This window comes from Hyphobacterium sp., from assembly GCF_965228115.1.
In the GTDB taxonomy this organism is placed as follows: Bacteria; Pseudomonadota; Alphaproteobacteria; order Caulobacterales; family Maricaulaceae; genus Hyphobacterium.
Map to the genome: position 1 here is coordinate 1,828,709 of NZ_OZ245794.1, position 25,501 is coordinate 1,854,209.

Here is a 25,501-nt window from a genome sequence, read left to right on the forward strand (position 1 = left end):
CCTATCCGGAGACGACCCTGAAACGGTTTTGCGCTTTCGACAAGCTAAGTAACGTGGTTGTCAGGGTTTCCGGATCCACCGGCTTGGTTAGAAACGCATTCATACCGGCCTCCAAACAGGCCCGTCGATCAGTCTGTGATGTATTCGCGGTCAATGCAATCAGCGGTAATTCCACGCCCGCGTCTCTGGCCGCTTTGGCCACTTGAGGGCCGTCCATCTCCGGCATTCGCAAATCAATCAGCGCGGCCTCTAGGCCACCAAGTTTCAGGCGTTCAAGCGCTTCCACGCCGTTGTGTGCGCGCTCCGTTGAGGCGCCAAGCCGTGTCAGCGTGCGCTCTGCAATGAGGGCGTTGACGGGGTCATCTTCCGCGATGAGCACACGCAATCCCGATAGCGGCCAGCCTTCGCCTTCAAGGCGGCCATTATCGTCATTGGCGCGCGGCAGAGTTTCGCCGACAAAGCGCTCCAGGCTGCGGCGTCGCACCGGCATGACCAGCCAGCCATTTGCACCGGTAGGCGGGTTGTCCCGGATAGAATCTTTCTTTGCCGGTTCGGTCAGAATGAGCGTGCGCCGGCCGCCCGCGCTCGCGGCCCTGTCCGCCCAGGCCGCATCAAGCAAAAGCGTGTGGTCGTGAGCCATATTTATCCGGTCTGGTTGCGCCACAGATTGCGCCTCGCCTCCCAACGCTCGCACCTGTGCCGACAAGGCCTGACGGGTCACCTCGGACGGTGAGGCTATTGTCACCGTATGGCCGGCAAGCGGCCGTTCAATCCGGGCGCCTCTGCGAACCGGTACCGGCAAGGCTGCCCAGAAAGTCGCGCCTTCACCCGGCTGGCTTTCCAGGCCAATTTCGCCATTCATGGCTTCGACCAGCTTCTTGACCATGGCGAGGCCAAGGCCCGCCCCGGATTCGCTGGCTTGCGCCTTGCCCGCACCGCGCTCGAAATGATCGAAAATCTTGGTTTGATCCGCGGCATCCACACCCGGCCCGGTGTCCCGGACCGTGATAATCAAACGGGCACGGTTCTCCCGGTCGATATCACCGGAGAGCTCAACCCACGCCCCCCCTTCCTGCGTGAACTTCACGGCATTCCCGAGAAGGTTGAACAGGATCTGGCGCAGCCGGCCCGTATCGGCGAGCACCTCCTCGGGTGCGCTTTCTTCGATCACGGATGCGATGGCGAGGCCTTTTTCAGCTGCCTTTGGCGCCAGGAGCTCTACAGCATGCCGTGCCAGCTCGGCAGGCTTGATCGGCTCGGGCCTGAGATCGACATGCCCGGCTTCCAGACGCGACAGGTCGAGAATCTCGTCGATCAAATCAAGCCCGTGCATCGCGCTATCGGCCACAGCCCTGACATACTCACGCTGATCCGGTTGGAGCTCTGTCATCGCCAACAGATCAGCGACGCCCTTTACACCTGCCAGAGGGGTTCTCAACTCATGCGTGACCGAAGCAAAAAACCGCGTGCGCGCATCTTCCGCCTGACGGCGCTCCTCATCGGCATCCCGCTGGTCGGTGATGTCACGGCCAATGGCGATTGAGCCGCCGGTTTCAACATGACGTTCTTCCCATTCCACCCAACGATTGCCATTGCGGGTGCGCATGAGTGCTTCAAAGCGCCGCGTGCCTTTTGCCGTCGGCGCTGCAGGCGCCACAGCAAACCAGCGCCCGGTCCAATCCGAACGCTTGCCGCCAAAAGCCGACAAAAACGCATGGTTGACGAATTGCACGCGGCCATCAGCCGCCCGCAACAGCGTCAATTCTCCCGCCGCATCGAGGGCGATAAGAGCAGCATCCGCTTCGGCAGGCGGGGTGAAGGCCGGTGTCTCTGTCATGACCGATGGTTCAAGCACAAACCGGTTAAGGAAGCGCTGCCATCAGGCCGGGCTAGTGGGCCATTTGCGCCGGTTGTGAAAGGCCGCTGCCGGCAGAGCTCGGAGCCGCACGACGCAAGGAAAGCGCTTCGGCGATATGGACCCGCCGCACACCGTCCGACCCGTCCAGATCCGCGATCGTCCGGGCCGCTCGAAGAACACGGTGATATCCACGCGCGGTAAGGCCCATTCGCTCGGCAGCCTGATTGATCAAGGTCTGGCCGCCGCGGTCGGGTTCTGCGACATGATCGAGCAGATCGGCTGTCAGCTGGGCATTCAACCGGCCACGCTCGGCCTGAGCGTCGCGGGCGGCTCCGACGCGGGCCGCAGCTTCTGCGGTGCCCTCCACCGGTGGCGGCAGGGCGAGATCTGCTGGCGTGACCGGCGGAACTTCGACATGCAGATCAATCCGGTCCATCAACGGTCCCGAAACACGGGCCTGATAATCGCTGGCGCACCGCGAACCACGCCGGCAGGTTTCCCCGTTCGCGCCTGCCCAACCGCAACGGCAAGGATTCATCGCCGCAATCAGCTGAAACCGCGCCGGATAGGTAATATGCGCATTTGCGCGCGCGACCACGATTTCCCCGGTTTCCAGCGGCTGGCGCAGGCTATCGAGGACCTGGGGGTGAAATTCCGGCAACTCGTCGAGAAACAAAACCCCGTGATGGGCCAGAGACGCTTCTCCGGGCTTGGCTTTCTGTCCGCCGCCGACCATCGCCGCCATCGAGGCCGAATGGTGCGGCGCGCGAAACGGCCGTGAGCGGGTCAGCCGCCCTCGCTCCAGAAGGCCAGCCACGGACTGGATCATCGAAACATCGAGCAATTCTTCCGCAGGCAGCGGTGGCAACAGGCCGGGGAGGCGTGCCGCCATCATGGATTTGCCCGAGCCCGGCGGCCCGACCATAAGAAGATTGTGACCGCCCGCCGCCGCTATCTCGAGCGCCCGCTTGGCGCTTTCCTGCCCTTTGACGTCTTTGAGATCGAGGTCTGGCCGGGCATCAATCAGATCTCCCGGCACGGGGCGCGAAAGCATTTGCCGGCCTTTGAAATGATTGACCAGCTGGATCAGCGAGGCCGGCGCGAGAATGGACAATTCACCCCCGGCCCAGGCCGCCTCGGGCCCACAGGCCTCCGGGCAGATAAAACCCAGATCATGCCGGCTGGCCGCCATCGCCGCAGGCAGGGCTCCGGGAGCGGCATTGATCGATCCGTCCAGACCCAGCTCACCCATGGCGAGGTGATCTGTTACCGCATCTGCGGGGATCACCTCCATCGCTGCCATCAGGGCGATTGCAATCGGCAAGTCGAAATGCGCCCCCTCCTTGGGACGGTCCGCGGGAGAAAGATTGACGATAATCCGCTTGGGAGGCAGCGACAGACCAATAGCCGCAAAGGCAGCCCGGACGCGTTCACGGCTTTCAGCAACCGCTTTATCGGCCAGCCCCACGACCATAAAGGCCGGTTGTCCACCGGCAAACTGGGCCTGCACATCGACGCGCCGGGCTTCTGCCCCTTCAAAGGCGATACTCGTGGTTCCAGCTGCCATTCTTGCCCCTTCTGCTTACCCGGAATGTTGATTGCCGGATCGTAAGCGCCTGTCAGCACGGGGTATCCTGCGGTTTGCGGAACACGCCCGATCAAAACAAGAACATTATAGGAACGAAAATGGCGTGTGAGTCAAGGTTGTAGGAGAATTAGCCGCCTAACCGCCGGTCGACCGCATCCCAGAACAGGGCTGCCGCATCGACGCCGGAAAACCGTTTCAACTCCTGAACCCCGGTGGGCGAGGTCACATTGATCTCGGTCAAACGGTCACCGATGACGTCGATTCCAACCAGGACGAGGCCGCGTTCTTTCAGGATCGGGCCAATAGTATCGCAGATATGCTGGTCGGCGGCGCTCAGATCGGCCGCCTCGGCTTTTCCACCCACATGCATGTTGGACCGCGTTTCTCCCGGTTGCGGCACCCGGTTGATGACGCCGACCGGATCCCCATCGATCAGGATGACACGGCGATCACCTTGCGAAACATTCGGCAAGAAGGCCTGAGCGATGATCGGTTCCCGGTTCATCCCGAAAAACATCTCCAGGAGTGAGGCGAAATTGCTGTCATCCGGTTTCACGCGGAATACGCCCACGCCGCCATTGCCATAGAGCGGTTTAAGGATGATGTCGGTGTATTCCTGACGAAAAGCGCGGATCGCGTGCTCATCCCGCGAGATCAGTGTTGGCGGAATCAGCTCTGGGAATTCGAGCGGGACAATTTTTTCCGGATTGGACCGCACCCATTTGGGGTCGTTCAGAACCAGTGTGGAGCCTTCAAGAAACTCCAGAATATGACAGGCCGTGATGTAGGACATGTCAAAGGGTGGATCCTGGCGCATCAGGACGACATCGATGTCGGCCGCGAGATCGAGTGTTTCGCGATCTCCCTCGATTCCCGGCTGACCTTCGACACGTTGCACGGTTGTCGGGCGGGCGCGCGCCGTGACCTTGCCTGCGTTCCAGGACAGGTGTTGCGGTTGATAGGACCACAGGCTGTGACCCCTGGCCTGGGCCGCCTCCATGAGCGCAAAAGTGGTATCACCCTTGATGTTGAAGGTCGAAACCGGGTCGGTTTGCACCGCGATACGAAGGCTCATTCGCGCAGTCCTGACTTAATCTATCGGTGTGACAGGCGCAGTGCGTACATCTTCCGGGGCCTCAAGAGAAGGCAGATCGGCATTGGCCGGAACCGGTTCGCCCCCGCAGGCCGCGGCCTGGCGTTCGCCGCGCGCAACCGGCGCGGCGCTTTCACCCACGACACGGACCAATGCGACAACATCCGTGACGCCTTCCACCAGCGAGGCGTGCTGGGCGGCGCGCTCCAGTTCGCCGCGTGTCCGTGCGATCCCAAGCAGATAGACCCGGCCATTTTCAGCTTCGACATTGAAATTGACGCTTCGTACACTGCGGTCCCTCAAAAGCCGGCTGCGCACCTGCTGCGTTATCCAGCCATCCCGTGCGCCATCGCGCAGCCGCGAAGGGTCTGAAACCAGCACCTCGTTTTCAACCGCGCGGACTGCGAGGGCTGACCAGGCCAGACATTCTGCATAGCGGCGATCATCCTCGCGCGGCACCGTCCCGGTCAACAAGGCCAGCCCGTCTGTTACTTCGACATCGACACCCTGCAACGCATAGCCCTCGGCCCGCGTCATAGCCGCCTTGATGGAAAGGGAAGCGTTTGTATCGTCCAGATCCCGTCCGATTGAGCGTTCTGGCTGCACCGCAGCACAGGCGGCCAGGACAAGGGTGAGAAAGACAATAAAAAAACGGACAATCATTACTAAAAACTCCGGCCAGGAGACAGCCCGCCGCGACTCTAATCGGCCAAATGATTCCGTTCAATTAATGTCCATCACATCGCGGCCCTCTGCGATGAAAAACTGGCGCTCATGGTGCGGAAGCCGCCAGGGCCGCATAATCATCAGATCATATCGGATGAACAGGCCGGACAGCTCCGGTTTGCGCCCCACGAAACTTGCCGCTCCGCGGACAAGGCGCTGCTGCTGATGCCAGGAAATGGATGCCAGACCCGCCTCCAGTGTGGCGCGGGCTTTGACTTCGATGATAGCCAGAATCTCGCCTTTCCGCGCCACCAGATCAAGCTCTCCCATCGGCGTTTTCGCGCGCTGCACCAGAATGCGATAACCTTTCAACGAGAGCCAAAGCGCCGCCCAGAATTCTGCGCGCCTGCCCCGGGCTTCCGCAGCTCGGCGATCTCGGCTCAAAATGACGTGTCCTTCATGCGTTGCGCGCGCTGATAAAGCTCCCGCCGGCTCAGCCCTGTGCTGTCCGCCATCAAGGCTGCTGCGCCCTTTACACCAAGATCGGGAATGAGCTGTGCAAGCTGGCGATTGATCTCTTCGTCCGTGAGCGTTTCAGCTTCCCCGGGTCCGATTAATAGGGTTATTTCGCCTTTTGGCGGGCCCGCCTCCAAATAGTGGGCTGCAAGTTCTGATGCGTTTCCACGGCGGAATTCTTCGAACTTCTTTGTCAACTCCCGGGCCATCACCACGTCGCGGTCCCCAAGCACGGTTGCAACATCCTGCAGGGCCGCCGTAATCCGGGGGCCTGTCTCATAAACAATTAGGGTTCCGGGTATTGTCTCGAATGTCTTCAGTCGCGATCTTCGCGCGCCGGTTTTGGCGGGCAGAAATCCACCAAAAAAGAACGCATCACTGGGAAGGCCGGCGGCAGCCAGCCCGGTCAGAAGCGCGGAGGCCCCCGGCAAGGCCCGGACCGCATGGCCCGCTTCAACGGCCTCTTTTACCAGCTTGTATCCAGGGTCGGAAACAAGCGGCGTTCCGGCATCGGAGATTAGGACGATGGCCTCACCCGCATCCAGCGCCGCCAGAATTTCCGGCCTGACGGCTGGGCCATTATGGTCGTGATAGGCCAGCAATCGCCCCGCCAACCCGTAGGCTTGCATCAGCTTGCGGGCGTTTCTTGTATCCTCGGCATAAATCCGATCCGCGCCCGCCAGCGCATCCAGCGCGCGTAGCGTGATGTCGCGAAGATTGCCTATGGGGGTCGAAACAATGTTCAGGCCCGGCTCCGGTGGTTGCGGTGCGGGCAGGTGGCGTTTAGCTTCGCCGGAACGGTTTAAAGGCGGATTGCTCATGTTGATCGCTGTATCTTTGCGTGCCTTGCGCAATTTCCCAAGAGGGCTTCTCACGCGGCTGGTAGTTGGCGGTACGGCGATTTCGCTGACAGCTTGCGCCACGACGGCCGCACCGCCTCCCGCGCCGCCGCCCTCTCCTCCGCCCGCGGTCGTCATCGAGCCGGAGATTGACCCCACACCGGTGCAGGAACCTGAACCTGTCCGTCCCCGAGGGGTCACGCCGCGCCATCTGGAAGGACAGGAAGTCGTCCGGGCTGCGCTGCTCTTACCGTTCAGTCATCCCAATAGCGCGGCGCGAACCGAAGCCAACAATTTGTTGCGGGCCGCAGAGTTGGCATTGTTCGAGCACGGACCCGAAACGCTGATTCTGATCCCCAAGGATACGGGCGGAACAGCTGAAGGTGCCCGCGAGGCAACGCGCGCAGCCATTGATGATGGAGCAGATCTGATCCTCGGCCCGCTGTTCGGGGATGCCGCACAGGCCGCGGGTCGTGTAGCCCGCCGCCATGACATTCCTGTCCTGTCTTTTTCGACCAACACCTCCATTGCCGGAGATGGTGTCTACCTTTTGAGTCTTCCACCGGAGCAGGAAGTTGCGCGCGTGACGCAATATGCTTCGCTTCGCGGCGTTGAGCGTTTCGCTTTTATAGGTCCCGGCGGGGCGTATGGATCGACGGTTCGGGATGCGCTATCAGACAATGCAGAAATGAATGGCGGTTATCTGGCGGCCGAAGAAAGTTATGTCGGCGGGGTTGAAGCGATGACGTCGGCCGCCCGGCGATTGGCCGAACTGGGCTTTACGAGCCTCGAAGCTGAAGAAGCGCTCGAATTTCGCGCCAGCGAATGGGAGCCTTCGGTAGATGCACCGTTTCAGGCCGTTATGCTTCCGGAGGGCGGAACCCGGCTCCGGACGCTGGGGCCGCTGCTTCCCTACCATGAGATCGATCCGCTGGTGATCCGTTTTCTTGGAACGGGGCTCTGGAACAATGAGGAATCACGGCGCGAACCGGTGCTGCATGGCGGTTGGTTTGCCGGACCTGATGCCGAAGCGAACGGCGCTTTCATTCAAGCCTTTGAGGCCGCATTCGGTGATGAACCTTCGGGCATCGCCAGCCATGCCTATGATGGTGTGCTGCTCGCGGTTTTCTTCGCCAACAATGACGGTGTCAGCCGCCGCGCCCTGGAAGACCCGGAAGGCTTTTATGGAGCAAACGGGCTGTTCCGTTTCCGCTCGGATGGCCAGATCGAACGCGGGCTTGCCGTTTTCGAGGTGCGCCGCAACGGCTTCCGGACCATTGATCCGGCCCCGCGTCAGTTTGAACCGGCCGCCTTTTAAGCTGTCAGGGGCAAAGTGCGTTGGCGATACCATCGGCCAATAACCTGCCGTCGCCAGTCAAACGGATCTGTTCCCCCTCCCGGACGAGCCAACCTTCATTTATAAATCCGGCGGCTTGCGTTTCATCGATATTGCAGCCGGTCAACGCTTCAAGATGGCTGAGCTTCAATCCATCCGATATGCGAATGCCCATCAGTATTCGCTCTCGCGCTTCGTCCAGCGGTGAAAGCGTTTCGGCCGATCCGCCAATCCCCAACGTCAAAACGTGCTGGCAATAATCCGATGGGCGGAGCTCCGCAGCGCTCGAAACCCGCCCGCCAGATGTATGGCTACCGATCCGCCCGTGAGCGCCGGGCCCGATGCCGATCCAGTCGCCGCCCTCCCAATAAAGCCGGTTATGGCGGGAGTGATGGCCTTTTCGACCATGATTTGAGATTTCATAGGCTTCCAACCCGGCCTCTGCGCACAGCGCCTGCGTGATCCGATACATCTGTTCGGCATTTGTTTCGCCGGGCGGCACCAGATCGCCACGCTCGGCGCGTTTGGCGAAGGCGGTACCTGGCTCGATCGTCAACTGATAGAGCGACAGATGATCAAGACCCAAGGCCAATGCCGTGTTTAGCTCTTTTTCCCAGTCAGGTGGTGATTGCCCTTCCCGGGCGTAGATCAGGTCAATCGATACGGACGCAAACGTGTTCCGGGCAATTTCGAGCGCAGCCCGCGCCGCAGCGCCATCATGGTCCCGGCCAAGCGATGTGAGCGCTTTGTCCTGAAAACTCTGAACCCCGAGGGACAGCCGGTTGATGCCCGCCGTCTCATAGTCAAAAAAACGGTCATGGTCGTTCGGATTGGCTTCAAGGCCGATCTCCGCGCCCTCCACAAAACCAAAAAGGTCGCCTGCCGTGTCGATCAACCGCGCGATCTGGTCTGCTTTCATTAAAGACGGTGTGCCCCCGCCAAGATGAAGCGAGACCAGCTGGCGGTTTGGCGTGCGGTGCGCCCAACCTCTTAGATCGTCTAGAATGGCTTCGAACAGGGTGTCGTCTGCCCCACGCGACTTATAGACGTTGAAGTCGCAGTACGGGCAGATGCGCGCGCAATAGGGCCAGTGGACATAAAGGCCGAGCGGAGTGTCAGTCTGAGCCAAATTCTGCCGCCATGAGTTTCGCCAGGGCTTTCGCACGATGGCTATGGCCAGCCTTTTCTGTCGCGGTCATCTCTGAAAAGACCCGTTCATCCCCGTGCGGTTGGAAAACCGGATCATAGCCAAATCCGCCCTCACCGCGAGGCGGCCAGACAAGCTGGCCCTCCACTCGCCCTTCGTAGAAGCGCTCATTTCCATCCGGGAAAACCAGAGCCAGAACACAAATGAAGGCCGCGCTGCGATCACTCGCCCCACTTGCAGCCAGCTCGTCCTCAATGCGTTGCATCGCGCGCATGAAATCTCGCGGCTCACCGGCCCAGCGGGCCGAATGAATGCCCGGTTTTCCATCCAGTGCTGCAACGCAAAGGCCAGAATCATCGGCCAGAGCAGGCCGGTTTGTCGCCCGGCAAGCCGCCCGCGCCTTTAGCAGAGCATTACCGGTAAATGTGGATTCCGTTTCATCGGGTTCAGGAAGTGAAAAATCTGCAGCAGACTGCAAATTTATCCCCTGAGGCGCGAGCAAACCTCTTATCTCATTGATTTTGCCTGTATTATGTGACGCCAGGACCCATGAATTTGCCTCCGGCATGGCTGGATTCATCCTCTAATTTTATCGGATTTCGAAAAATTAATATCGAAAAACGATATTTTCTGCTTGCAAGCCTCGAACTTTCCGTTTATCGATAAATCACGGACGGCGAGATGATCGTCCGAATAACAAAACAACTGGTCGATTGAAACGTAACAAAGGAGAAAATAAAATGGTCGGGTCCAATAATGGTGTAGCACGTGCTTTTGTCGCGGTTACGATCAATGCGTTCCTCATCATCGCTGTCGGTGCTGGCGTCGTTGCCGCTCTGACTCCGGCGATCGCATGAGGCTAGAACGGTCCCGGCGATAGCGGGAAGCATCGCCGGGGGCCGAGAAGGGGCAAGGGATAACATGGAGGCTGTCAAGCCAAGCCCGATGATCGGGGGCCTGAAATGGCTACTCGATATCGTCTGGTACCTGCTCTGGGCCCTGCTGACTGTCACTGCAGTTGGCTTCCTCGGTGCCACCCTTGTTTTTCTGGCTCAGCTATTTGGCTGGATTCCTGAATCTGCTGCCGAATCGCTGAGGAGTGTAATTGATCTGGTGATTATGCTGCCGCTCGTTGTGGCAGAAATCCTGGCTCTGATGGTGATCGTTCACCGGCTGAGATTGATTGTCAGAACGCTGATCTCAGGCGATCCTTTCGTCCCGGAAAATGCGGGGCATTTGCGGATCATCGCCATTGCGATTGCCGCCTATCAGACTGTCAGATACGCCGCTCAGGGATTGATCGCTATTTCGCTGGCAGTTTTTGGCTATCAAATCGGTGGCGTCGAACTGGCCCGGTTCGATCTTAATCTCGGGTCGTGGTTTGCTGTCGCCGCCCTCCTGGTTCTGTCCGAAGTGCTCCGCGAAGGGGCCCGGATGCGCCAGGAACAGAAATTGACGATTTAGGGAGGCGCGCACCATGCCCATTCGCGTCACCCTCGACAGGATGCTTCTCGAGCGCCGCATGTCTTTGACAGAGCTGTGCGATCGGGTCGGCATCACCATGGCAAACCTGTCCATCCTCAAGACAGGCAAGGCCAAAGCGGTAAGGTTTTCGACGCTGGAAGCATTGTGTCAGGAGCTGGATTGCCAGCCCGGCGATCTGCTCAGCTTCGATGAGGATGAAGACGGAGACGGCGAAAGCTGAGCCGTCAAACGCACACCCCGGACGGGTCCCCCGCCGGTTGGTGAGGAAGCAGCGGGAGCGGGCCTGATTGGTATATAGCCCCTTCCCAAGAGCACCGATCGGGCCGTTCCCAGCCCCCCAGCGCGCTCCCGTTGTTTCCTTTTTCCGTTATAATACAGAATTCTGGATTTCGCCTAGCTCCGCGATGCCTTTGCGCGCCAGAGCGAATAATTCGGTGAAGGAAACCTCGGGCAATGGCTTGTCTTCCGCGGTCGCCTGAATCTCTACAATGCCACCTTCAACGGTCAGGACGAAATTCGCATCCGTCTCGGCCCGGCTGTCTTCTTCATATTCGAGATCCAGGCGCGCTGTCCCGTCGATGACGCCGCAAGATATGGCCGCAACCTGCCCATAAACGGGATCCTTCCCCAGAACGCCTTCTTCGACCAACCATTGCATGGCCAGCTTTAGCGCGACCCAGGCCCCCGTAATCGCTGCCGTCCGGGTGCCGCCATCCGCCTGGATCACATCACAGTCGAGCGTGACTTGCCGTTCACCAAGAGTTTTGAGATCGACAACAGCCCGCAGGGAGCGGCCAATCAGGCGCTGAATTTCCTGGGTCCGGCCGGATTGTTTGCCTGCTGCGGCTTCCCGGCGCCCGCGCGTGTGGGTGGCGCGGGGCAGCATGCCGTATTCAGCCGTCACCCAACCCTTGCCGGAATTGCGCATCCAGGGTGGAACATTCTCCTCCACCGAGGCGGTGCAAAGCACATGCGTATTTCCGCATTTGATCAGGCAGGAGCCCTCAGCATAGGGCGAGACCCCGGTTTCAATCGTGACATCCCGCAGCGCATCCAGCGCTCGTCCATAAGGTCTCATTGGTTTAATCCCCGCTTCGATGGGCCGGGGTCTATCGCGGCAAACCAGCGCCGTAAACCGGCGATGACGGCGGCAATCGATTGAACGCACGCCTGCCATATCCTAAGTGAGAAGCGCCATGGCTACGCCTTCACATTCCACGCCAAACCTAAGTGATCTTGATGAGCGCTCCCGAATGATCTTCCGCGAGATCGTCGAGGCCTATCTTGATACCGGCGATCCGGTCGGATCGCGCACGCTCTCACAGCGGCAGGGCGTGGGGCTGTCGCCGGCCTCGATTCGAAACACCATGTCGGATCTCGCCGCGATTGGGTTACTAACCGCCCCCCATCAAAGCGCGGGCCGATTGCCAACCCATGCCGGGCTGCGCCTGTTTGTGGATGGGTTGCTGCAGGTAGGTGAACCAGCCGAACAGGATCGGCAAACGATTGAATCGAGCATTGCGGGAAGTCAGCGCCAAGTGCGCGACGTTCTTGCAGAAGCGTCTTCCGCTTTGGCCGGGCTGGCGGGCGGGGCCGGGCTGGTCACCTCACCGTCGCGGGAAATTGCTCTCAAACATGTCGAGTTTGTTCCGGTTTCGGCGCATGAAGCCCTGGCCATTCTGGTCGGCGAAGATGGCTCGGTTGAAAACCGCATGATGGTCGCCCCGGCCGGCCTGCCAGCCTCGACCCTCATTGAAGCCGGAAATTATCTTTCAGCGCGCCTGAAAGGCCGGACACTGAAACAGGCGTCAGAAGAAATTCGCCAAGAACTTGCCCAGCGCAAGGCCGCGCTGGACGAAGCGGCCAGCGGACTCGTTGAAAAAGGACTGGCCGAATGGTCAGGCGGCGAAGATCGCGCTTTGATCATTCGCGGACAGGCTCAGCTGCTCGACAACATCGCAGCGGCTGAAGACCTCGAGCGCGTGCGTATGCTGTTTGACGAGATGGAGCGCAAGGAAGGCCTGATCTCCCTGCTCGACAAAGCGCGGGACGCCGAAGGCGTGCGGCTGTTTATCGGCGCCGAGAACCCGCTTTTCTCCCTGTCGGGTTCAAGTGTGATTGTGGCTCCCTATATGGACAGCGAACGCCGCATCATAGGGGCGCTGGGCGTGATTGGACCAACCCGGCTGAATTACGCCCGCGTCATCCCTATGGTCGATTACACCGCCCGCGTGGTTGGGCGCTTATTGGAAAAACCCGGCAACTGACCGGGACAAGAGGACAGGACATGTCGGACGAAAAAGACGATCTCCCCATCGAGGACCGCATCGAAGATATCGAGAAAGCCGAGGCGGAGGCTCTGGCAGAGGCTAAAGCCGCTGACGCGCAATCAGAAGAGGCCAGCGAACCCACACCGGAGGATGCGATCCGCGCCCTTCAGGCCGAGCTGGACGAAACCCGAGATCAGATGATGCGTCTGGCCGCCGATGCCCAGAACACGCGCCGCCGGGCCGAAAAAGACGTCAGGGATGCGCGCGCTTACGCCATTTCCGCCTTTGCTGGCGATGTACTGGGCGTGGCAGATAATCTCTCCCGCGCCCTTGAAGTGGCACAAAGCGAAAATCTGGAGGGCCCGGCCAAGACCCTCGTGGACGGCGTCGCGCTGACGGAAAAGTCGCTTCTCTCGGCGCTCGAGCGCCATGGGGTGAAGAAAATTGACCCGGAACCCGGAGACGCCTTTGATCCCAATCGCCATCAGGCAACCGCGCAAATTCCATCGGAACATCCCAATGGCAAGGTCGCATCCCTGTTCGCGCCCGGCTATGTGATCGGCGAGCGCACGCTGCGCGCTGCCATGGTCGCGGTCTCTGCCGGCGCGCCGGCGAACGCCGAACCCGCCAATGATGGCGAGAAGCCCGAGCCGGGGGCCGGTCTGGACGTGAAGGCTTAATTGGTCCGATGTCGCCAGAAGCGGAACTCTTCTGGCTTCGCCTCATACACACAATAATCTTCGCTGCTTGTCTGGTAGCGTTAGGCGTTCTGATTGTTTTTGCTGTCAGCGGTCTTTGGCGATCCGCGGCGGTCTGGGCGCTAATCGCGCCCTTCGCGATTTTGACGGGTCTGATTCTGAATGGCGGACGATGTGTGCTGCAAACCCGGGCGCAGAAGCTTTTGGGTCTTCACGGTCGTTGGGCCCGGGATATTTTCTTCCTGCCGGAGAGCTGGGCGATCCGCGTCGTAGAAGTCTTAGCACCGCCTTTCACGCTAGCCGTCGTCGGAACGCTCACCCGCCTCGCATTGACGTGATCTTCTGCTGACGCGATCTGGCAAAAGTGTCAGAGTCCGTGATCGGATTTTTGCTCGCCAGCGCTCCTGCCCCCTGCCATTGTGCCGGCAATCAGGGCCGGGAGGGCAAGATGCTTCCAAATTGGGCAATGGATGCGCTGAGCATTCTCACACAGTTTTTTATTCTCGCGATCGGGTTGGGCGTGCTGGTGGTGCTCGTCATGTATGCCCGCGATGTTAGCCAGAAGCGGGATGCCATCCGGAGGAACTACCCGGTCGTCGGCCGGTTCCGCGGACTGTTCACGACGCTCGGTGAATTTTTTCGGCAGTATTTTTTCGCACTTGATCGCGAAGAACTCCCTTTTAATCGCGCTGAGCGGGAATGGGTTTACCGGTCTTCCAAAGGTCATGGCGGAACGATTGCCTTCGGATCGACTAAGCCCCTGACCCCTGTTGGCACAGCGATCTTTGTGAACTGCCCTTACCCGGTTCTTGAGGAGGACACAGCAAAAACCCAACCCTTGCGCATCGGCCCCTTTACGCGGCAGCCCTATGATGCGCCTTCCTTCTTCAACATTTCGGGCATGAGCTATGGTGCTTTGTCGAAACCGGCCGTACGAGCCCTGTCCAAAGGGGCTGGGAAGGCCGGAATCTGGCTAAACACTGGCGAAGGCGGTCTTGCCCCCGCCCACCTTGAAGGCAAGTGCGACATCGTCTTCCAGATTGGCACGGCAAAATACGGCGTGCGCACAGAGGACGGCCGCTTGTCAGACGAAAAACTGGCGGAAGTGGCTGGGCATGACGCCGTTAAAATGTTCGAGGTAAAGCTCTCTCAAGGAGCGAAACCGGGCAAGGGCGGCATATTGCCAGCCGCCAAGGTCAGCAAGGAAATCGCCGGTATTCGAGGCATTCCGGCAGGTCAGGCCTCTCATTCGCCCAACCGCCACCCGGAAATCGACAGCAATGAGGATTTGCTCGATATCGTCGCGCATATCCGTGAGGTTTCCGGCAAGCCGGTTGGCATCAAATTCGTGGTCGGCGCCTATGGCTGGATTGATGAGTTGTGCGAGGCGATTCTGGCACGGGGCGAAGATAGTGCGCCGGACTTCTTCACCATCGATTCCGGCGATGGCGGCACGGGCGCAGCACCGATGGCCCTGATGGATAATGTCGGCCTGCCGATCCGCGAAAGCTTGCCCATGGTGGCGGAAATCCTGCGCAAACACGGGCTCAAACAACGCATTCGGATCATCGCCTCCGGCAAGCTGTTGATTCCGGCGTCCGTGGCCTGGGCGCTGGCTTCAGGCGCTGATTTTGTCCAGTGCGGCCGGGGCTTCATGTTTTCACTGGGGTGTATCCAGGCCCTCAAATGCCACAAGAATACCTGCCCGACCGGCGTCACCACGCACAAGAAATCGCTGCAACGCGGCCTCGTACCAAAGGACAAGGCTGAAAAAGTCGCGGAATACGCCAACACGATCCGAAAACATGTCGAGATGATCGCGCATTCCTGCGGAGTAAAAGAGCCACGAAAACTAAAACCCATGCACGTCCGGATCGTGCAGGAAGACGGGCGCTCCATCGCGATGGATCAGTTGAATTTCATTCCGCCGGGTTCGTAGGCGCACTCAAACACAAAAGACGGCGGTAACTTCGCCTACCAGATTGACGTTGAGTCGCTGGTTTTTCCCGTATAGATTGTTGACTTAATGCGGGAGGAAGGGATGCTTAGAGCGATTATTTCCGTGCTTGTTGCGTTCTGCACAAGCGCTTGTGGGTCTGTCATTCATTCAACATCCATCGGCGCAAATAGGCAGGGAACAGCCTTTCAAGTTTACGCGCTGCCTGAAACGGCGATTAGTGCCGGTTTTGCTAACGTAAAAAACGGGCCATGGACGGTGACGGTTTCAGCAACGAACAGGCCAAGTCGGGATGTCCATGATTGGTATCGTTTATATCATACCGAACACCTTCTATTCGGCGACAATTTTACGCTTACCGTAGCTGGAGGTTTGCTGACGACCGCCAACAACGCTTCGACCCCGGACGCCGTAGCGGCCATAGAAAATCTTGGAAATCTAATTCAAACGATTGAATCACTGACTGCATCAACTAGTGCAGAGCCCGTCGAAGCCGTTGCAAGCTATCTTGCGGAACAGCGGCGCATTTCTTACTCATTGGGCTATCAGCTTTGGCCTGCACAAACCGCGTGTAGTGTCGAGAACCACAGCTTGAGTGTCTGCACAGTCCAAATCGGATTTGCCACCGCCGTGTTTCAGCAGGAATGCACCAACCCGATTGAGAATTTACCCGGGAATCTCCTAGCGGAGGGAACTTGTAACGATTCCGGCAGAAGAAACGAAACCCGCGCAATCGGTCGCGTAACCATGAACCTAGCGTCCACCGGGACATTTCAATCATTGCGCGAACAGATCAGGCAGTCCTACCTAACAAGGGGTGGCAGGCCCACACCAACATCCAATGGCATTCGTTTTCGCGTGACCGCGCCAATGGAAATACATTCAAATTTCGCGTGCAACCGTATTTCCAACGGATTTTCGGTTTCATTTCCATCGTTCGAAGCGGCTGCAGCTGCCCATTGTACTCGGCTTGCAAATCTCGAACAGTTTGCAGCGGTCAACAATCCTGTTCAGGTCGTAAATGTTGTTGTGCCCGGCGGATTTTACACGACAGACATCACACGAAATATATTTGGTGCAAGAACGACAAACTTGACGTTTAGCGAAGGTGTTTTGACCTCCGTGCATTTAGAACAATCTGCAACCGCTGCAGCGGCTATTCTTTTGCCGCTGACAGCGCTTGGCTTTTTTGTCGCCGATAATGACTAACCCGGAAGCGTCACCCGGCGCATGGTGAGATTCAAGCGCCCGCCCATGGGCACCAGCGTCGATGTGCCTCGGTAGATCCGGTCCACGCCGTGATAGCAACGGCGGGACTCACCGCCGAGCACGACCACATCGCCTGAGGAGAGCTCCAGCGAATGGGTCTTGCCTTTGCGCGTCGGCCCGCCCAGCCGGAAACGCGCCTTATCGCCCAGCGAAACGGAAACCACAGCCGCATCCGTGGCCTCTTCATCCCAATCAATATGAAGGCCCATCTTCGCGTTTTCGCTGTAATGATTGACAAGACAGGCCTCGAAGGGGGCAGGGTAGTTGGACACCTCCTGCCAGAGCTGGGTCAATAATGCGGGCGGGTCGGGCCAGGGCGCACCGGTTTCCGGGTGCGTTTCCTCGTAACGATAGCCTTTTTCCTTATCCGTCACCCAGCCCAGCGGACCGAAATTCGTCATGTCCACGCTCAATGGCTGACCGGTTCGGGGCATCCGGGGTTTAAAGAAGGGGGCTATTTGCGCTGCCCGAATAACAGCGTCAATGAGCCCGGCTTGTTGCGCGCGGTCAAAATATCCCGGCAGGAAGCGGAAGCCTTGGGGAAGGGTCATTTCGATCTACCTAGCGCAGCGAAGGATTCGGGCCACCTGATTATTGCATCAACCGCCTGAATTGATTCGCGTCTCGCCCTTGCGGGTAGCGGCCTGCCTCCCTATCTCCGCTGGCGAGCCGGGTTTCCGGCAATTGGATCAATGATGAAGCGGGCGGCAGGGCCCGGAAGCAAGGGGGATTTCATTAAGCCGGACAGCGCCTCGGGCTGGTCCGCGCCTCTGTGACATCCCGCCCAAGAAAAACGGAGACGAAAACGTCATGAGCAAAGTGATTGGTATCGACCTGGGGACCACAAACTCCTGTGTCGCCGTCATGGATGGCGGAAACCCCAAAGTGATCGAGAATTCTGAAGGGGCGCGCACAACGCCATCTGTTGTCGCCTTTACCGAAGACGGGGAACGCTTGATCGGACAGCCGGCCAAGCGCCAGGCCGTGACAAATCCGGAACAGACCTTCTTTGCCATCAAGCGCCTGATTGGCCGCAACATGTCCGACCCCATGGTCAAGAAGGACGCCGACATGGTGCCCTACAAGATCGTGCCTTCGGAAAATAATGACGCCTGGGTTCAGGGCCGCGACAAGAAGTATTCCCCTTCGGAAATCTCTGCCTTCATCTTGCAGAAGATGAAAGAGACCGCGGAATCCTATCTTGGCAGCAAGGTGGAACAGGCCGTCATCACGGTTCCGGCCTATTTCGATGATGCCCAGCGCCAGGCCACGAAGGACGCTGGCAAGATTGCCGGTCTGGAAGTGCTGCGTATCATCAACGAGCCGACCGCGGCTGCGCTCGCCTATGGTCTGGACAAGGGCGAAAATAAAACCATCGCGGTTTACGACCTCGGTGGCGGTACGTTTGACGTTTCCATTCTGGAAATTGGTGACGGCGTCTTCGAGGTAAAGGCCACCAATGGTGATACCTTCCTGGGCGGCGAGGACTTTGACCTCCGCATCGTCGATTATCTCGCCGACGAATTCAAAAAAGAAAACTCGATTGATCTGCGTCAGGACAAGCTGGCCCTTCAGCGCCTGAAGGAAGAGGCCGAGAAAGCCAAGAAAGAGCTGTCCTCGGCCAGCTCTTATGAGGTGAACCTGCCTTTCATCACGGCTGATGCATCCGGTCCAAAGCACCTGACCATGAAGCTGTCCCGCGCGAAATTGGAAGCGCTGGTCGAAGATCTGGTCAAGCGCACTATCGATCCGTGCAAAAAAGCACTGAAAGATGCGGGCCTGTCGGCAGGCGACATTGATGATGTCGTGCTGGTCGGCGGTATGACCCGCATGCCGAAAGTCCAGGAGGCTGTGCAAGGCTTCTTCGGCAAGGAGCCGCACAAGGGTGTGAACCCGGATGAGGTGGTGGCCATGGGTGCTGCCATTCAGGCAGGCGTTTTGCAGGGCGATGTCAAAGACGTGCTGTTGCTGGATGTGACCCCGCTTTCGCTGGGTATCGAGACGCTGGGCGGTGTGTTTACGCCGCTGATCGAGCGCAACACAACCATCCCGACGAAGAAGTCCCAGACCTTCTCGACCGCCGATGACAATCAGCAGGCCGTGACCATTAAGGTTTCGCAAGGCGAGCGTCAGATGGCAGCAGACAACAAGCTGCTAGGTCAGTTTGATCTGGTCGGTATTCCGCCCGCGCCGCGCGGCATGCCGCAAATCGAGGTGACCTTTGATATCGATGCCAATGGCATTGTGAACGTCTCAGCCAAGGACAAGGCAACCGGCAAGGAACAACAGATACGTATTCAGGCGTCTGGTGGACTTTCTGACGATGACATTGAGAACATGGTCAAGGACGCCGAGGCCAATGCCGAAGCCGACAAGAAGCGCAAGGAGTTGGTCGAGGCCCGCAATAATGCGGAAGCTCTCCTTCACCAGACCGAGCAACAACTTGAAGAGTTTGGCGACAAGGTCAGCGACGAGGTGAAAGCCGAAATCACCACAGCCTCTGACGAGCTGAAAGCCGTCAAGGATGGTGAAGATGCTGCCGACATTCAGGCCAAGACCCAGGCCTTGGTTCAAGCGGCCATGAAGCTGGGTGAGGCCATGTATGCCGCTCAACAGGCGGAAGGCGGCTCGGATGACGCGGGTGATGCCCCGTCTCAAGACGAGGATGTGGTAGACGCCGAATATTCCGAAGTCGACGGTGAAGACACCGACAACGACAAGAAAGAAAGCGCCTAGGCGCACGTATCAGCGCTCCGCTCGGGCGGAGCGCTGGCCTTTCCGGGACAAGTGCCATGGCCAAGCGTGATTACTACGAAGTTCTGGGCGTCGACCGCAGCGTCGATGAAAAGGCGCTGAAAAGCGCTTACCGGAAACTTGCCATGCAGTATCATCCGGATCGCAATCCGGACGACAAGGAGGCCGAGGCCCGTTTCAAAGAAGTTGGCGAGGCTTACGCTATCCTGTCCGACCCGGAAAAACGCGCCGCCTATGACCGCATGGGACATGCCGCCTTTGAAGGCGGTATGGGCGGCGGACAGGGTCCGTTTGGCGGACAGGCCGGCGCCGCCGATTTCGCCGACATATTCGAGCAGGTGTTTGGCGGTGCCTTTGGCGGTATGGGGGGCGGTCGTGGCCGTCAGCGAGGCGGGCCCGCACGCGGTTCAGACCTTCGCTATGATCTTGAAGTCAATCTCCAGGATGCCTTTGCCGGCAAATCTGAAACCCTGAAAGTCCCAACAAACCTCACCTGTGAGCGATGTGACGGCAACGGGGCGGAGCCAGGCACGTCGCTTGAAACCTGTCCGCAATGCGCGGGCGCGGGTGTCGTCACGGCTGGAAACGGCATGTTCCGCATTCGCCAAACCTGCCCGCGGTGTGGCGGTCAGGGTAAGACCGTTACTACGCCTTGCCAGGCGTGTGATGGCGTAGGGCAAGTCCGCAAGGTTCGCTCGCTCAATGTCGATATTCCGGCCGGCGTCGAAGATGGAATGCGGATCCGCCTGGCGGGCGAAGGCGAAGCCGGGGCCAAGGGCGGCCCACGCGGTGATTTGTACATATTTGTTTCCATTCGCCATGATGAATTGTTCGAGCGCGACGGCCCCAACCTTTATTGCCGCGCCACCGTACCCATGGTGACAGCCGCGCTTGGAGGGTCGATCTGCTGTCCCGTTATCGATGGCGGCAAGGCTGAGCTTAAGATCCCGGCGGCCTCGCAAACCGGAAAACGGATGCGCTTGAAAGGCAAGGGCATGCCTCGCCTGCGGGGAGGGCCTCGCGGCGATATGATTGTCGAGCTTTATGTCGAAACACCGCGAAACCTGACAGATCGGCAAAAAGAATTGCTCGAGGAATTCTGTGATCTATCCGGCGGAAACTGTAATCCCGAATCTGAAGGCTTCATGGGCAAAGCCAAGCGTTTCTGGGATGATCTGACCAGCGAAGACGGGCGTCCCAACGCCTAGAATGCATCAAGCCGACGGCGCGGTAAGGTACCAGAGCGCCGCTTTCTGCAAATCCGAGACAAACACGCGTCGGCCAGCTTCATCCGTGTTTTTGCTGGCCTGGAACAGTGCCGCATCTCGGCTGAGGCCCATCACCATTTTCATGAGAAATGCGGCGGCCGGGGGCGCAAAATGCGGCGGCTTAATCTTGAGAACAGACAAGGTGTTGGCTGTGTCATCGATCACTTCTGGCGGAAGTTGGGCAAGCCCTGCAGGCCGCCCGGCCAATCGCGATAGCAAAGTCTGGTTGTCATAAGCGTGCGTTTGACTGGTTTGCGCGACGCTTCCGATCCAGCGGTGCACATCGCGATGGCGGCGGGCCTCGCGATTGAGCTCCATTAACATTTGCGACAGGCTCGAGATCCGGTCAGAATACAGCGCATCCAACGCCGCTGCCTTATCGGAAAAGCGGCCATAGAAAGCGCCAACGGACGACTTTGCCTTCTTCGCAATATCCGCAACCGTAAGGCGGTCGACGCTGCCATCCTGAACGGATTTCTCGAGAACTTTGAGAATTCTCTGACGGGTTGCCCGGCTGCGCGCCTGCATAGCGGGCCGCACGCCCAGCTCTTTCGCGACCCCAGTATTTTCCACAGAGGCTTTCATGTTCTCGTCGTTAACCTTTTTTAAGTTACGAAAGTTCAGTAGATTAGCTCATATCTTAATTTCGAACCAAATTCTAGTTCTGTAATAGGGGGGACACGTCTCGCGCGAAAATGTACGCGGCATTAACCCTAATTTGGGAGAGTCTGCCGGCTCTATGAGCGAGAATCGGGTGCGGGAGGAAAGCAGATGACGATTAAGGTCTGTATTGCGGGTGTTGGTGGCCGTCTCGGCAGCGCCATCGCCAGAGAAGTTTTGCTCGACGAGCGCTTTGAGCTCGCCAGCGGAGTGGTGCGTTCCGATTCAGGTTATACCGAACAGGATCTTGGAGAGATCGCCGGCGCAGGCTGGGTCGGGAAAACAGCCGTCGTCAGGCTAGAAGATGCGCTGGACGGTACCGATGTTGTCATCGATGCCTCGACAGCCCAGGCCAGCGGCGCGATCGCCCGCCGTTTAACAGAAATGGGTGGACCGGCTCTGGTGTGCGGCGTGACGGGGCTTGGCGTTGAACAGACCGATGCGTTGCGCGAGGCGTCCAAAGTTTTTCCTGTTCTCGCCGCGCGAAACTTCTCCATCGGCCTGACGCTCGTTGAAATGCTTGTGTCCATGGCCGCCAGCGGCCTCCCGGTGGAGCGTTGGGACGCCGAAATTTCCGAAACCCACCATCGCGACAAAACAGACGCCCCTTCAGGAACGGCGCTGGCGCTGGGGGAGGCGGTAGCAAAAGGCCGCGAGCAGATTCTTGATATGGTGGCAGAAAAGGGCCGTTCGGGGTCCAATCAACGGCGCATGCCGGGTGCCATTGGATTCTCGTCGCAGCGAGGCGGCGGAATCGTGGGCGAACACGTGGTGGATTTCCTTTCGAGCAACGAAGTTATTTCGATCGGTCATCGCGCGCTGGACCGGCGGGTTTTCGCACTTGGGGCGCTCACAGCAACGCTATGGCTGATACGCCAGAAACCCGGGCTGTATGCCATGAAAGACGTGATCGGAGGCCAACCCTAGAGAGTGCTTGACCTTTCCCTCAATGCTGCGCATTAGAGTCTGGTGCGTCAGGAGGTGACATGAGCCGCGCCCGCCGCCTTGTAGAGATTGTCCGTGCTTTAAAACAAGCCGCACCCGGATCTTTGACCGCTCAACACATCGCGGAGCGTTTCAGCGTATCTGAACGTACAATCTACCGCGACATGGCGAAACTGATCGATTCCGGCATTCCGATCGAAGGGGAGGCCGGGCTGGGCTACATGCTGGCACCAGATGAAGGGCCGCCCCCCGTTTCCATGACATGGCGCCAGGCGCAGCTTCTTTGGCGAGGCGCCCGCCTGATGGCGTTAACAGCGGATGAGGACGCAGCCCTAGATGCCAACGCTGTTCAATCGCGGCTGGAAAAAGTCCTGGGCGAACAAAGACTCGCCCGCACCCGGTCACAGGCGCTTTTGTCACTTACTGACAACTTGCGCCCAGTGCCGGCGATTATGGATGCTTTGAAGCGCGCCCTTGATCAGGATAATAATATTCGGATTCGCTATGTGGAACTTGACGAAAGCGATGGTGAATATATCGGACGCCCAATGGCGATAACCCCCGTCGGAGATATATTTATCCTAACGCTGTCAACTCCTGACGGGCTGGTTCATCTGCGAATTGAGCGGATACGCAAGTTGACACTGCGGAGTTAGGGGCGGCTACCAGCTCCCCTCATTTTCCATGGAAACCCAGGGCTCCTCAGGGGGCAAGGCCTCGCCAGCCTGCAGCAATTCGACGGAAATATCGTCGGGTGATTTGACGAAGGCCATTTTTCCATCCCGGGGTGGCCGGTGGATCGTATAGCCCAGCGATGCCATTCGCGCGCATGAGGCATAAATGTCCGCGACGCGATACGCCAGGTGTCCGAAATTGCGCCCGCCCGTATAGTCCTCGGGATCCCAGTTATGCGTAAGCTCAATGGTCGGCAAACCGGCCGGAATGGGGCTTTCATCACCGCTGAATCCGCCGCGCCTCATATCATCTGGGCTTGCCAGAAAGATCAGTGTAAACCGCCCGGCCTCGGCATCGACCCGCCGAATGACCTCGAGCCCAAGCCCCTCACAGAAAAATTTCAATGACTCATCTACATCGCTGATGCGGATCATTGTGTGCAGATATTCCATCAGGGTGCCTCCTGGTTTTTACGTTCCGCTGCGATCAATTTCGCTCGCTTGGCCCATTTTGGCCGCGGACGTTTGATCTCGACATCATCAAGGGACTCCCCCCGTGCACGCATCAAGGCGGGCTGGAAGGGTTCCGGCGCACGTGCGTGGTGAAAACGGGCGGCGACAAAACCGCAAAACGCCCACGACGCGACCAGGCCGAAGAACATGTAAAACATCCAAGGGTAATACCCGGGCGCGAAAACATCACCTGCGCCCAGTGCCGCGGTGACCCAATTCCAGAAATAAACCAGCCCCATGACCGCAGGCGCTGTAATCAGGATAGCAGCGATCAGAGCCGCAGCCGCATAGAGTGTCCAGCGCGGGCTATATCCGCCCAGATATATGCGGACGAACTCGGCTTCGCTGACGCCCTTGATCGTTTGCGCGCGATCGGTTTGCCGCCCGGCATATTCCTGCCTGGCCTCCTGACGCAGAGCGCCAGCCGCAATTATCCAGCGGATGCATAGGGCCAGCGCAGCCAACAGCGCAAAAATCGCAGCGATCAAGAACGGGTTGATCATGCGCCAAATCTAGGCGCTCACGGCCTCATATGCCAGCATGGCCCGCTTGCGATTCACACCCCAATGATAGCCGGTTAGCCGGCCATCAGATGCCAGAACCCGATGGCAAGGGATAAGCCAGCTTACAGGATTGGCCCCAACGGCCGCCCCAACAGCGCGCGACGCCTTGGGGGTGCAAACCTCGGTCGCGATGTCACGGTAGGTGACGGTTTGGCCGGAAGGAATGGTCAATAATGCTTTCCAGACTTGCCGCTGCCAGGGCGTCCCATAGAGCGCCAGCGGCAAGGATTGTCCCCGATTGGCGAAAATGCGGTTCGACCAGTCCAGGGCATCGTCATCATTCCGCTGATAACTGGCCGCCGGGTAACGGTGCCGGAGGTCTGCCATGGCGGTTTCAATATCCGGGTCGGCAAATGCCAGAGCGGACAGGCCGCGCGGCGCGATCAGAAACACGCCTTCGCCGAAAGGCGTTGGCGCTGCGCCCCAGACAAAGGACAAGCCCCGGCCGCGCGATTTTGCCTGCCCGGGTGTCACCGATTCATGGGCAATGAAAAGATCATGAAGGCGGCCGGGTCCGGATAATCCCGCTTCGAAACTGGCATCAAGAATATTTGCGCCGCCCTCGATCGCATTGCGAGCAGCAGAGTGAGCCAGCGCCCCAACATATTTCTTGGGGCTGACCCCCACCCAGCGCGTGAATATGCGTTGGAAATGATGAGGGGATAGACCGGCGGCCTTGGCTGCAGTTTCCAGGTCCGGATGGTGGCGCCAATGATTGCCCAGAAAGCTCAGCGCTTCGCTGATCCTGTCATAGTCGCGTTCGGCGGAGTAAAGGTCATAAGCGGTGTCGGATTCGGTCATCGTCATGTGCTGACTGTCGCGCGGGATCACCTCAAGCGCCACCCGCTTCTTGCGGTAGGGCGCGTTTGGCCCGGAAAAGTGCATTCTGTATGGCCACGCCCAGCTCCGGGCGCTCTGGCGGGCTGAGGAAGGTGCCAACAATCAGCCGCTTTCCCGATACCGACAGCTCAATCGCTGCATCATGAAGGCCGGGTTTGTGAACTTTAACCCGCGTCCAGGCCATGGGCAGTTCATAATGCCGGACCGCGCCATTCGCGTGTTGACGATGGATCAGTATCCGATCGCTCGAAATCCGGATGATCTCGCGGCGGCGGCCATCCCGATAGCTGATTTTGAACGCCAGCCAGACCAGAATCACATCAAGGCCGAAGAAAAACGGGATCGGCCAGGCCCCCATTCGCCAATAGATCACACCCGCAGCGAAGCTGACGGCACACATGATCGCCATCAACGCGATAAAACCGGGGTTTCGCAAAGACCGGTTCGGAGCCAGAACGGCATCCATAAAAAGCTCGCCCCTCATCTCCTCGGGCAATCCGTCAAAAGCCGGAAAGGTTTCAATCGCATCCGTCATTCCGATAGATACTAGCCTGATAAATTT

Annotated in this window: 27 protein-coding genes; 12 read left to right on the plus strand and 15 right to left on the minus strand. The window is 58.9% G+C overall.

Going from position 1 to position 25,501, the window contains the following annotated elements:
- Nucleotide 1: 1 nt before the first annotated feature.
- From ACO079_RS09510 to rsmI, 6 genes are all read right to left on the minus strand, one after another.
- On the minus strand, nt 2-1,837 hold the full coding sequence (locus tag ACO079_RS09510; protein WP_421789513.1) for an ATP-binding protein: 1,836 nt from the start codon (nt 1,835-1,837) through the stop codon (nt 2-4).
- Nucleotides 1,838-1,889: 52 nt separating this feature from the next.
- The gene (locus tag ACO079_RS09515; protein WP_421789514.1) at nt 1,890-3,425 is read right to left on the minus strand and encodes a YifB family Mg chelatase-like AAA ATPase; all 1,536 of its coding nucleotides are present in this window, start codon (nt 3,423-3,425) and stop codon (nt 1,890-1,892) included.
- A 148-nt stretch (nt 3,426-3,573) separates the two neighbouring features.
- The gene (gene gshB, locus ACO079_RS09520; RefSeq protein ID WP_421789515.1) at nt 3,574-4,521 is read right to left on the minus strand and encodes a glutathione synthase; all 948 of its coding nucleotides are present in this window, start codon (nt 4,519-4,521) and stop codon (nt 3,574-3,576) included.
- Nucleotides 4,522-4,536: 15 nt separating this feature from the next.
- A complete protein-coding gene (locus tag ACO079_RS09525) occupies nt 4,537-5,202 on the minus strand; it encodes a BON domain-containing protein (protein WP_421789516.1) in 666 nt (221 codons plus the stop codon).
- Between the two features lie 60 nt (nt 5,203-5,262).
- Nucleotides 5,263-5,652 carry a YraN family protein gene (locus ACO079_RS09530; RefSeq protein ID WP_421792939.1) on the minus strand — a complete coding sequence of 130 codons (390 nt, stop codon included), beginning with the start codon at nt 5,650-5,652 and terminating at the stop codon, nt 5,263-5,265.
- Nucleotides 5,646-6,542, minus strand: coding sequence for a 16S rRNA (cytidine(1402)-2'-O)-methyltransferase (gene rsmI, locus ACO079_RS09535; protein WP_421789517.1), 897 nt, complete (start codon nt 6,540-6,542; stop codon nt 5,646-5,648). The genes ACO079_RS09530 and rsmI overlap by 7 nt, the downstream gene beginning before the upstream one ends.
- On the opposite strand from rsmI, the gene ACO079_RS09540 reads away from it, so the two are divergent.
- A complete protein-coding gene (locus ACO079_RS09540) occupies nt 6,541-7,878 on the plus strand; it encodes a penicillin-binding protein activator (RefSeq protein ID WP_421789518.1) in 1,338 nt (445 codons plus the stop codon). The genes rsmI and ACO079_RS09540 overlap by 2 nt on opposite strands.
- Nucleotides 7,879-7,882: 4 nt before the next feature.
- Here the strand turns inward: ACO079_RS09540 and hemW are convergent, their stop codons facing one another.
- Together hemW and rdgB are read right to left on the minus strand one after the other, a co-directional pair.
- The gene (gene hemW / locus ACO079_RS09545; protein WP_421789519.1) at nt 7,883-9,025 is read right to left on the minus strand and encodes a radical SAM family heme chaperone HemW; all 1,143 of its coding nucleotides are present in this window, start codon (nt 9,023-9,025) and stop codon (nt 7,883-7,885) included.
- On the minus strand, nt 9,012-9,623 hold the full coding sequence (gene rdgB / locus ACO079_RS09550) for an RdgB/HAM1 family non-canonical purine NTP pyrophosphatase (protein ID WP_421789520.1): 612 nt from the start codon (nt 9,621-9,623) through the stop codon (nt 9,012-9,014). The genes hemW and rdgB overlap by 14 nt, the downstream gene beginning before the upstream one ends.
- 341 nt (nt 9,624-9,964) lie before the next feature.
- On the opposite strand from rdgB, the gene ACO079_RS09555 reads away from it, so the two are divergent.
- Together ACO079_RS09555 and ACO079_RS09560 are read left to right on the plus strand one after the other, a co-directional pair.
- Nucleotides 9,965-10,507, plus strand: coding sequence for a DUF2975 domain-containing protein (locus tag ACO079_RS09555; protein ID WP_421789521.1), 543 nt, complete (start codon nt 9,965-9,967; stop codon nt 10,505-10,507).
- Nucleotides 10,508-10,520: 13 nt separating this feature from the next.
- Nucleotides 10,521-10,748 (plus strand): helix-turn-helix domain-containing protein, encoded by a 228-nt coding sequence (locus ACO079_RS09560; RefSeq protein WP_421789522.1) that lies wholly within the window; start codon nt 10,521-10,523, stop codon nt 10,746-10,748.
- 147 nt (nt 10,749-10,895) lie between these two features.
- Here ACO079_RS09560 and rph read toward each other — a convergent pair whose 3' ends face one another.
- Nucleotides 10,896-11,606, minus strand: a complete 711-nt coding sequence (gene rph / locus ACO079_RS09565) for a ribonuclease PH (RefSeq protein WP_421789523.1) — start codon at nt 11,604-11,606, stop codon at nt 10,896-10,898.
- A gap of 118 nt (nt 11,607-11,724) precedes the next feature.
- Here rph and hrcA point away from each other — a divergent pair, with 118 nt between their 5' ends.
- From hrcA to ACO079_RS09590, 5 genes are all read left to right on the plus strand, one after another.
- A complete protein-coding gene (gene hrcA / locus ACO079_RS09570; protein WP_421789524.1) occupies nt 11,725-12,795 on the plus strand; it encodes a heat-inducible transcriptional repressor HrcA in 1,071 nt (356 codons plus the stop codon).
- Nucleotides 12,796-12,815: 20 nt separating this feature from the next.
- A complete protein-coding gene (gene grpE, locus ACO079_RS09575) occupies nt 12,816-13,478 on the plus strand; it encodes a nucleotide exchange factor GrpE (protein ID WP_421789525.1) in 663 nt (220 codons plus the stop codon).
- Nucleotides 13,479-13,486: 8 nt separating this feature from the next.
- Nucleotides 13,487-13,834: a hypothetical protein gene (locus ACO079_RS09580; protein WP_421789526.1), complete on the plus strand. Its 348-nt coding sequence runs from the start codon at nt 13,487-13,489 to the stop codon at nt 13,832-13,834.
- A gap of 110 nt (nt 13,835-13,944) precedes the next feature.
- Complete coding sequence (locus ACO079_RS09585) at nt 13,945-15,435, plus strand: FMN-binding glutamate synthase family protein (RefSeq protein ID WP_421789527.1); 1,491 nt, start codon at nt 13,945-13,947, stop codon at nt 15,433-15,435.
- 102 nt (nt 15,436-15,537) lie between these two features.
- The gene (locus tag ACO079_RS09590) at nt 15,538-16,662 is read left to right on the plus strand and encodes a hypothetical protein (RefSeq protein ID WP_421789528.1); all 1,125 of its coding nucleotides are present in this window, start codon (nt 15,538-15,540) and stop codon (nt 16,660-16,662) included.
- Here the strand turns inward: ACO079_RS09590 and ACO079_RS09595 are convergent.
- Complete coding sequence (locus tag ACO079_RS09595; protein WP_421789529.1) at nt 16,659-17,273, minus strand: alpha-ketoglutarate-dependent dioxygenase AlkB; 615 nt, start codon at nt 17,271-17,273, stop codon at nt 16,659-16,661. The genes ACO079_RS09590 and ACO079_RS09595 overlap by 4 nt on opposite strands.
- 259 nt (nt 17,274-17,532) lie before the next feature.
- On the opposite strand from ACO079_RS09595, the gene dnaK reads away from it, so the two are divergent.
- The gene (gene dnaK, locus ACO079_RS09600) at nt 17,533-19,458 is read left to right on the plus strand and encodes a molecular chaperone DnaK (protein WP_421789530.1); all 1,926 of its coding nucleotides are present in this window, start codon (nt 17,533-17,535) and stop codon (nt 19,456-19,458) included.
- A gap of 56 nt (nt 19,459-19,514) precedes the next feature.
- Nucleotides 19,515-20,684, plus strand: coding sequence for a molecular chaperone DnaJ (gene dnaJ / locus ACO079_RS09605; RefSeq protein ID WP_421789531.1), 1,170 nt, complete (start codon nt 19,515-19,517; stop codon nt 20,682-20,684).
- 6 nt (nt 20,685-20,690) lie between these two features.
- Here the strand turns inward: dnaJ and ACO079_RS09610 are convergent, their stop codons facing one another.
- Nucleotides 20,691-21,329, minus strand: a complete 639-nt coding sequence (locus ACO079_RS09610) for a TetR/AcrR family transcriptional regulator (RefSeq protein ID WP_421789532.1) — start codon at nt 21,327-21,329, stop codon at nt 20,691-20,693.
- 186 nt (nt 21,330-21,515) lie between these two features.
- Here ACO079_RS09610 and dapB point away from each other — a divergent pair, with 186 nt between their 5' ends.
- Together dapB and ACO079_RS09620 are read left to right on the plus strand one after the other, a co-directional pair.
- The gene (dapB, locus tag ACO079_RS09615; protein ID WP_421789533.1) at nt 21,516-22,331 is read left to right on the plus strand and encodes a 4-hydroxy-tetrahydrodipicolinate reductase; all 816 of its coding nucleotides are present in this window, start codon (nt 21,516-21,518) and stop codon (nt 22,329-22,331) included.
- A 59-nt stretch (nt 22,332-22,390) separates the two neighbouring features.
- Nucleotides 22,391-23,005, plus strand: a complete 615-nt coding sequence (locus ACO079_RS09620; RefSeq protein ID WP_421789534.1) for a helix-turn-helix transcriptional regulator — start codon at nt 22,391-22,393, stop codon at nt 23,003-23,005.
- Nucleotides 23,006-23,011: 6 nt separating this feature from the next.
- On the opposite strand, the gene ACO079_RS09625 is transcribed toward ACO079_RS09620, so the two are convergent.
- Genes ACO079_RS09625 through ACO079_RS09640 form a run of 4 tightly spaced genes read right to left on the minus strand, consistent with a single transcriptional unit; the run spans nt 23,012 to nt 25,474 of the window.
- A complete protein-coding gene (locus ACO079_RS09625) occupies nt 23,012-23,476 on the minus strand; it encodes a VOC family protein (RefSeq protein WP_421789535.1) in 465 nt (154 codons plus the stop codon).
- Nucleotides 23,476-24,039, minus strand: a complete 564-nt coding sequence (locus tag ACO079_RS09630; RefSeq protein WP_421789536.1) for a hypothetical protein — start codon at nt 24,037-24,039, stop codon at nt 23,476-23,478. Before ACO079_RS09630 ends, ACO079_RS09625 begins: the two co-directional genes overlap by 1 nt.
- 9 nt (nt 24,040-24,048) lie before the next feature.
- On the minus strand, nt 24,049-24,984 hold the full coding sequence (locus ACO079_RS09635; RefSeq protein ID WP_421789537.1) for a methylated-DNA--[protein]-cysteine S-methyltransferase: 936 nt from the start codon (nt 24,982-24,984) through the stop codon (nt 24,049-24,051).
- Complete coding sequence (locus ACO079_RS09640; protein ID WP_421789538.1) at nt 24,932-25,474, minus strand: DUF2244 domain-containing protein; 543 nt, start codon at nt 25,472-25,474, stop codon at nt 24,932-24,934. Before ACO079_RS09640 ends, ACO079_RS09635 begins: the two co-directional genes overlap by 53 nt.
- Between the last annotated feature and the right edge of the window lie 27 nt (nt 25,475-25,501).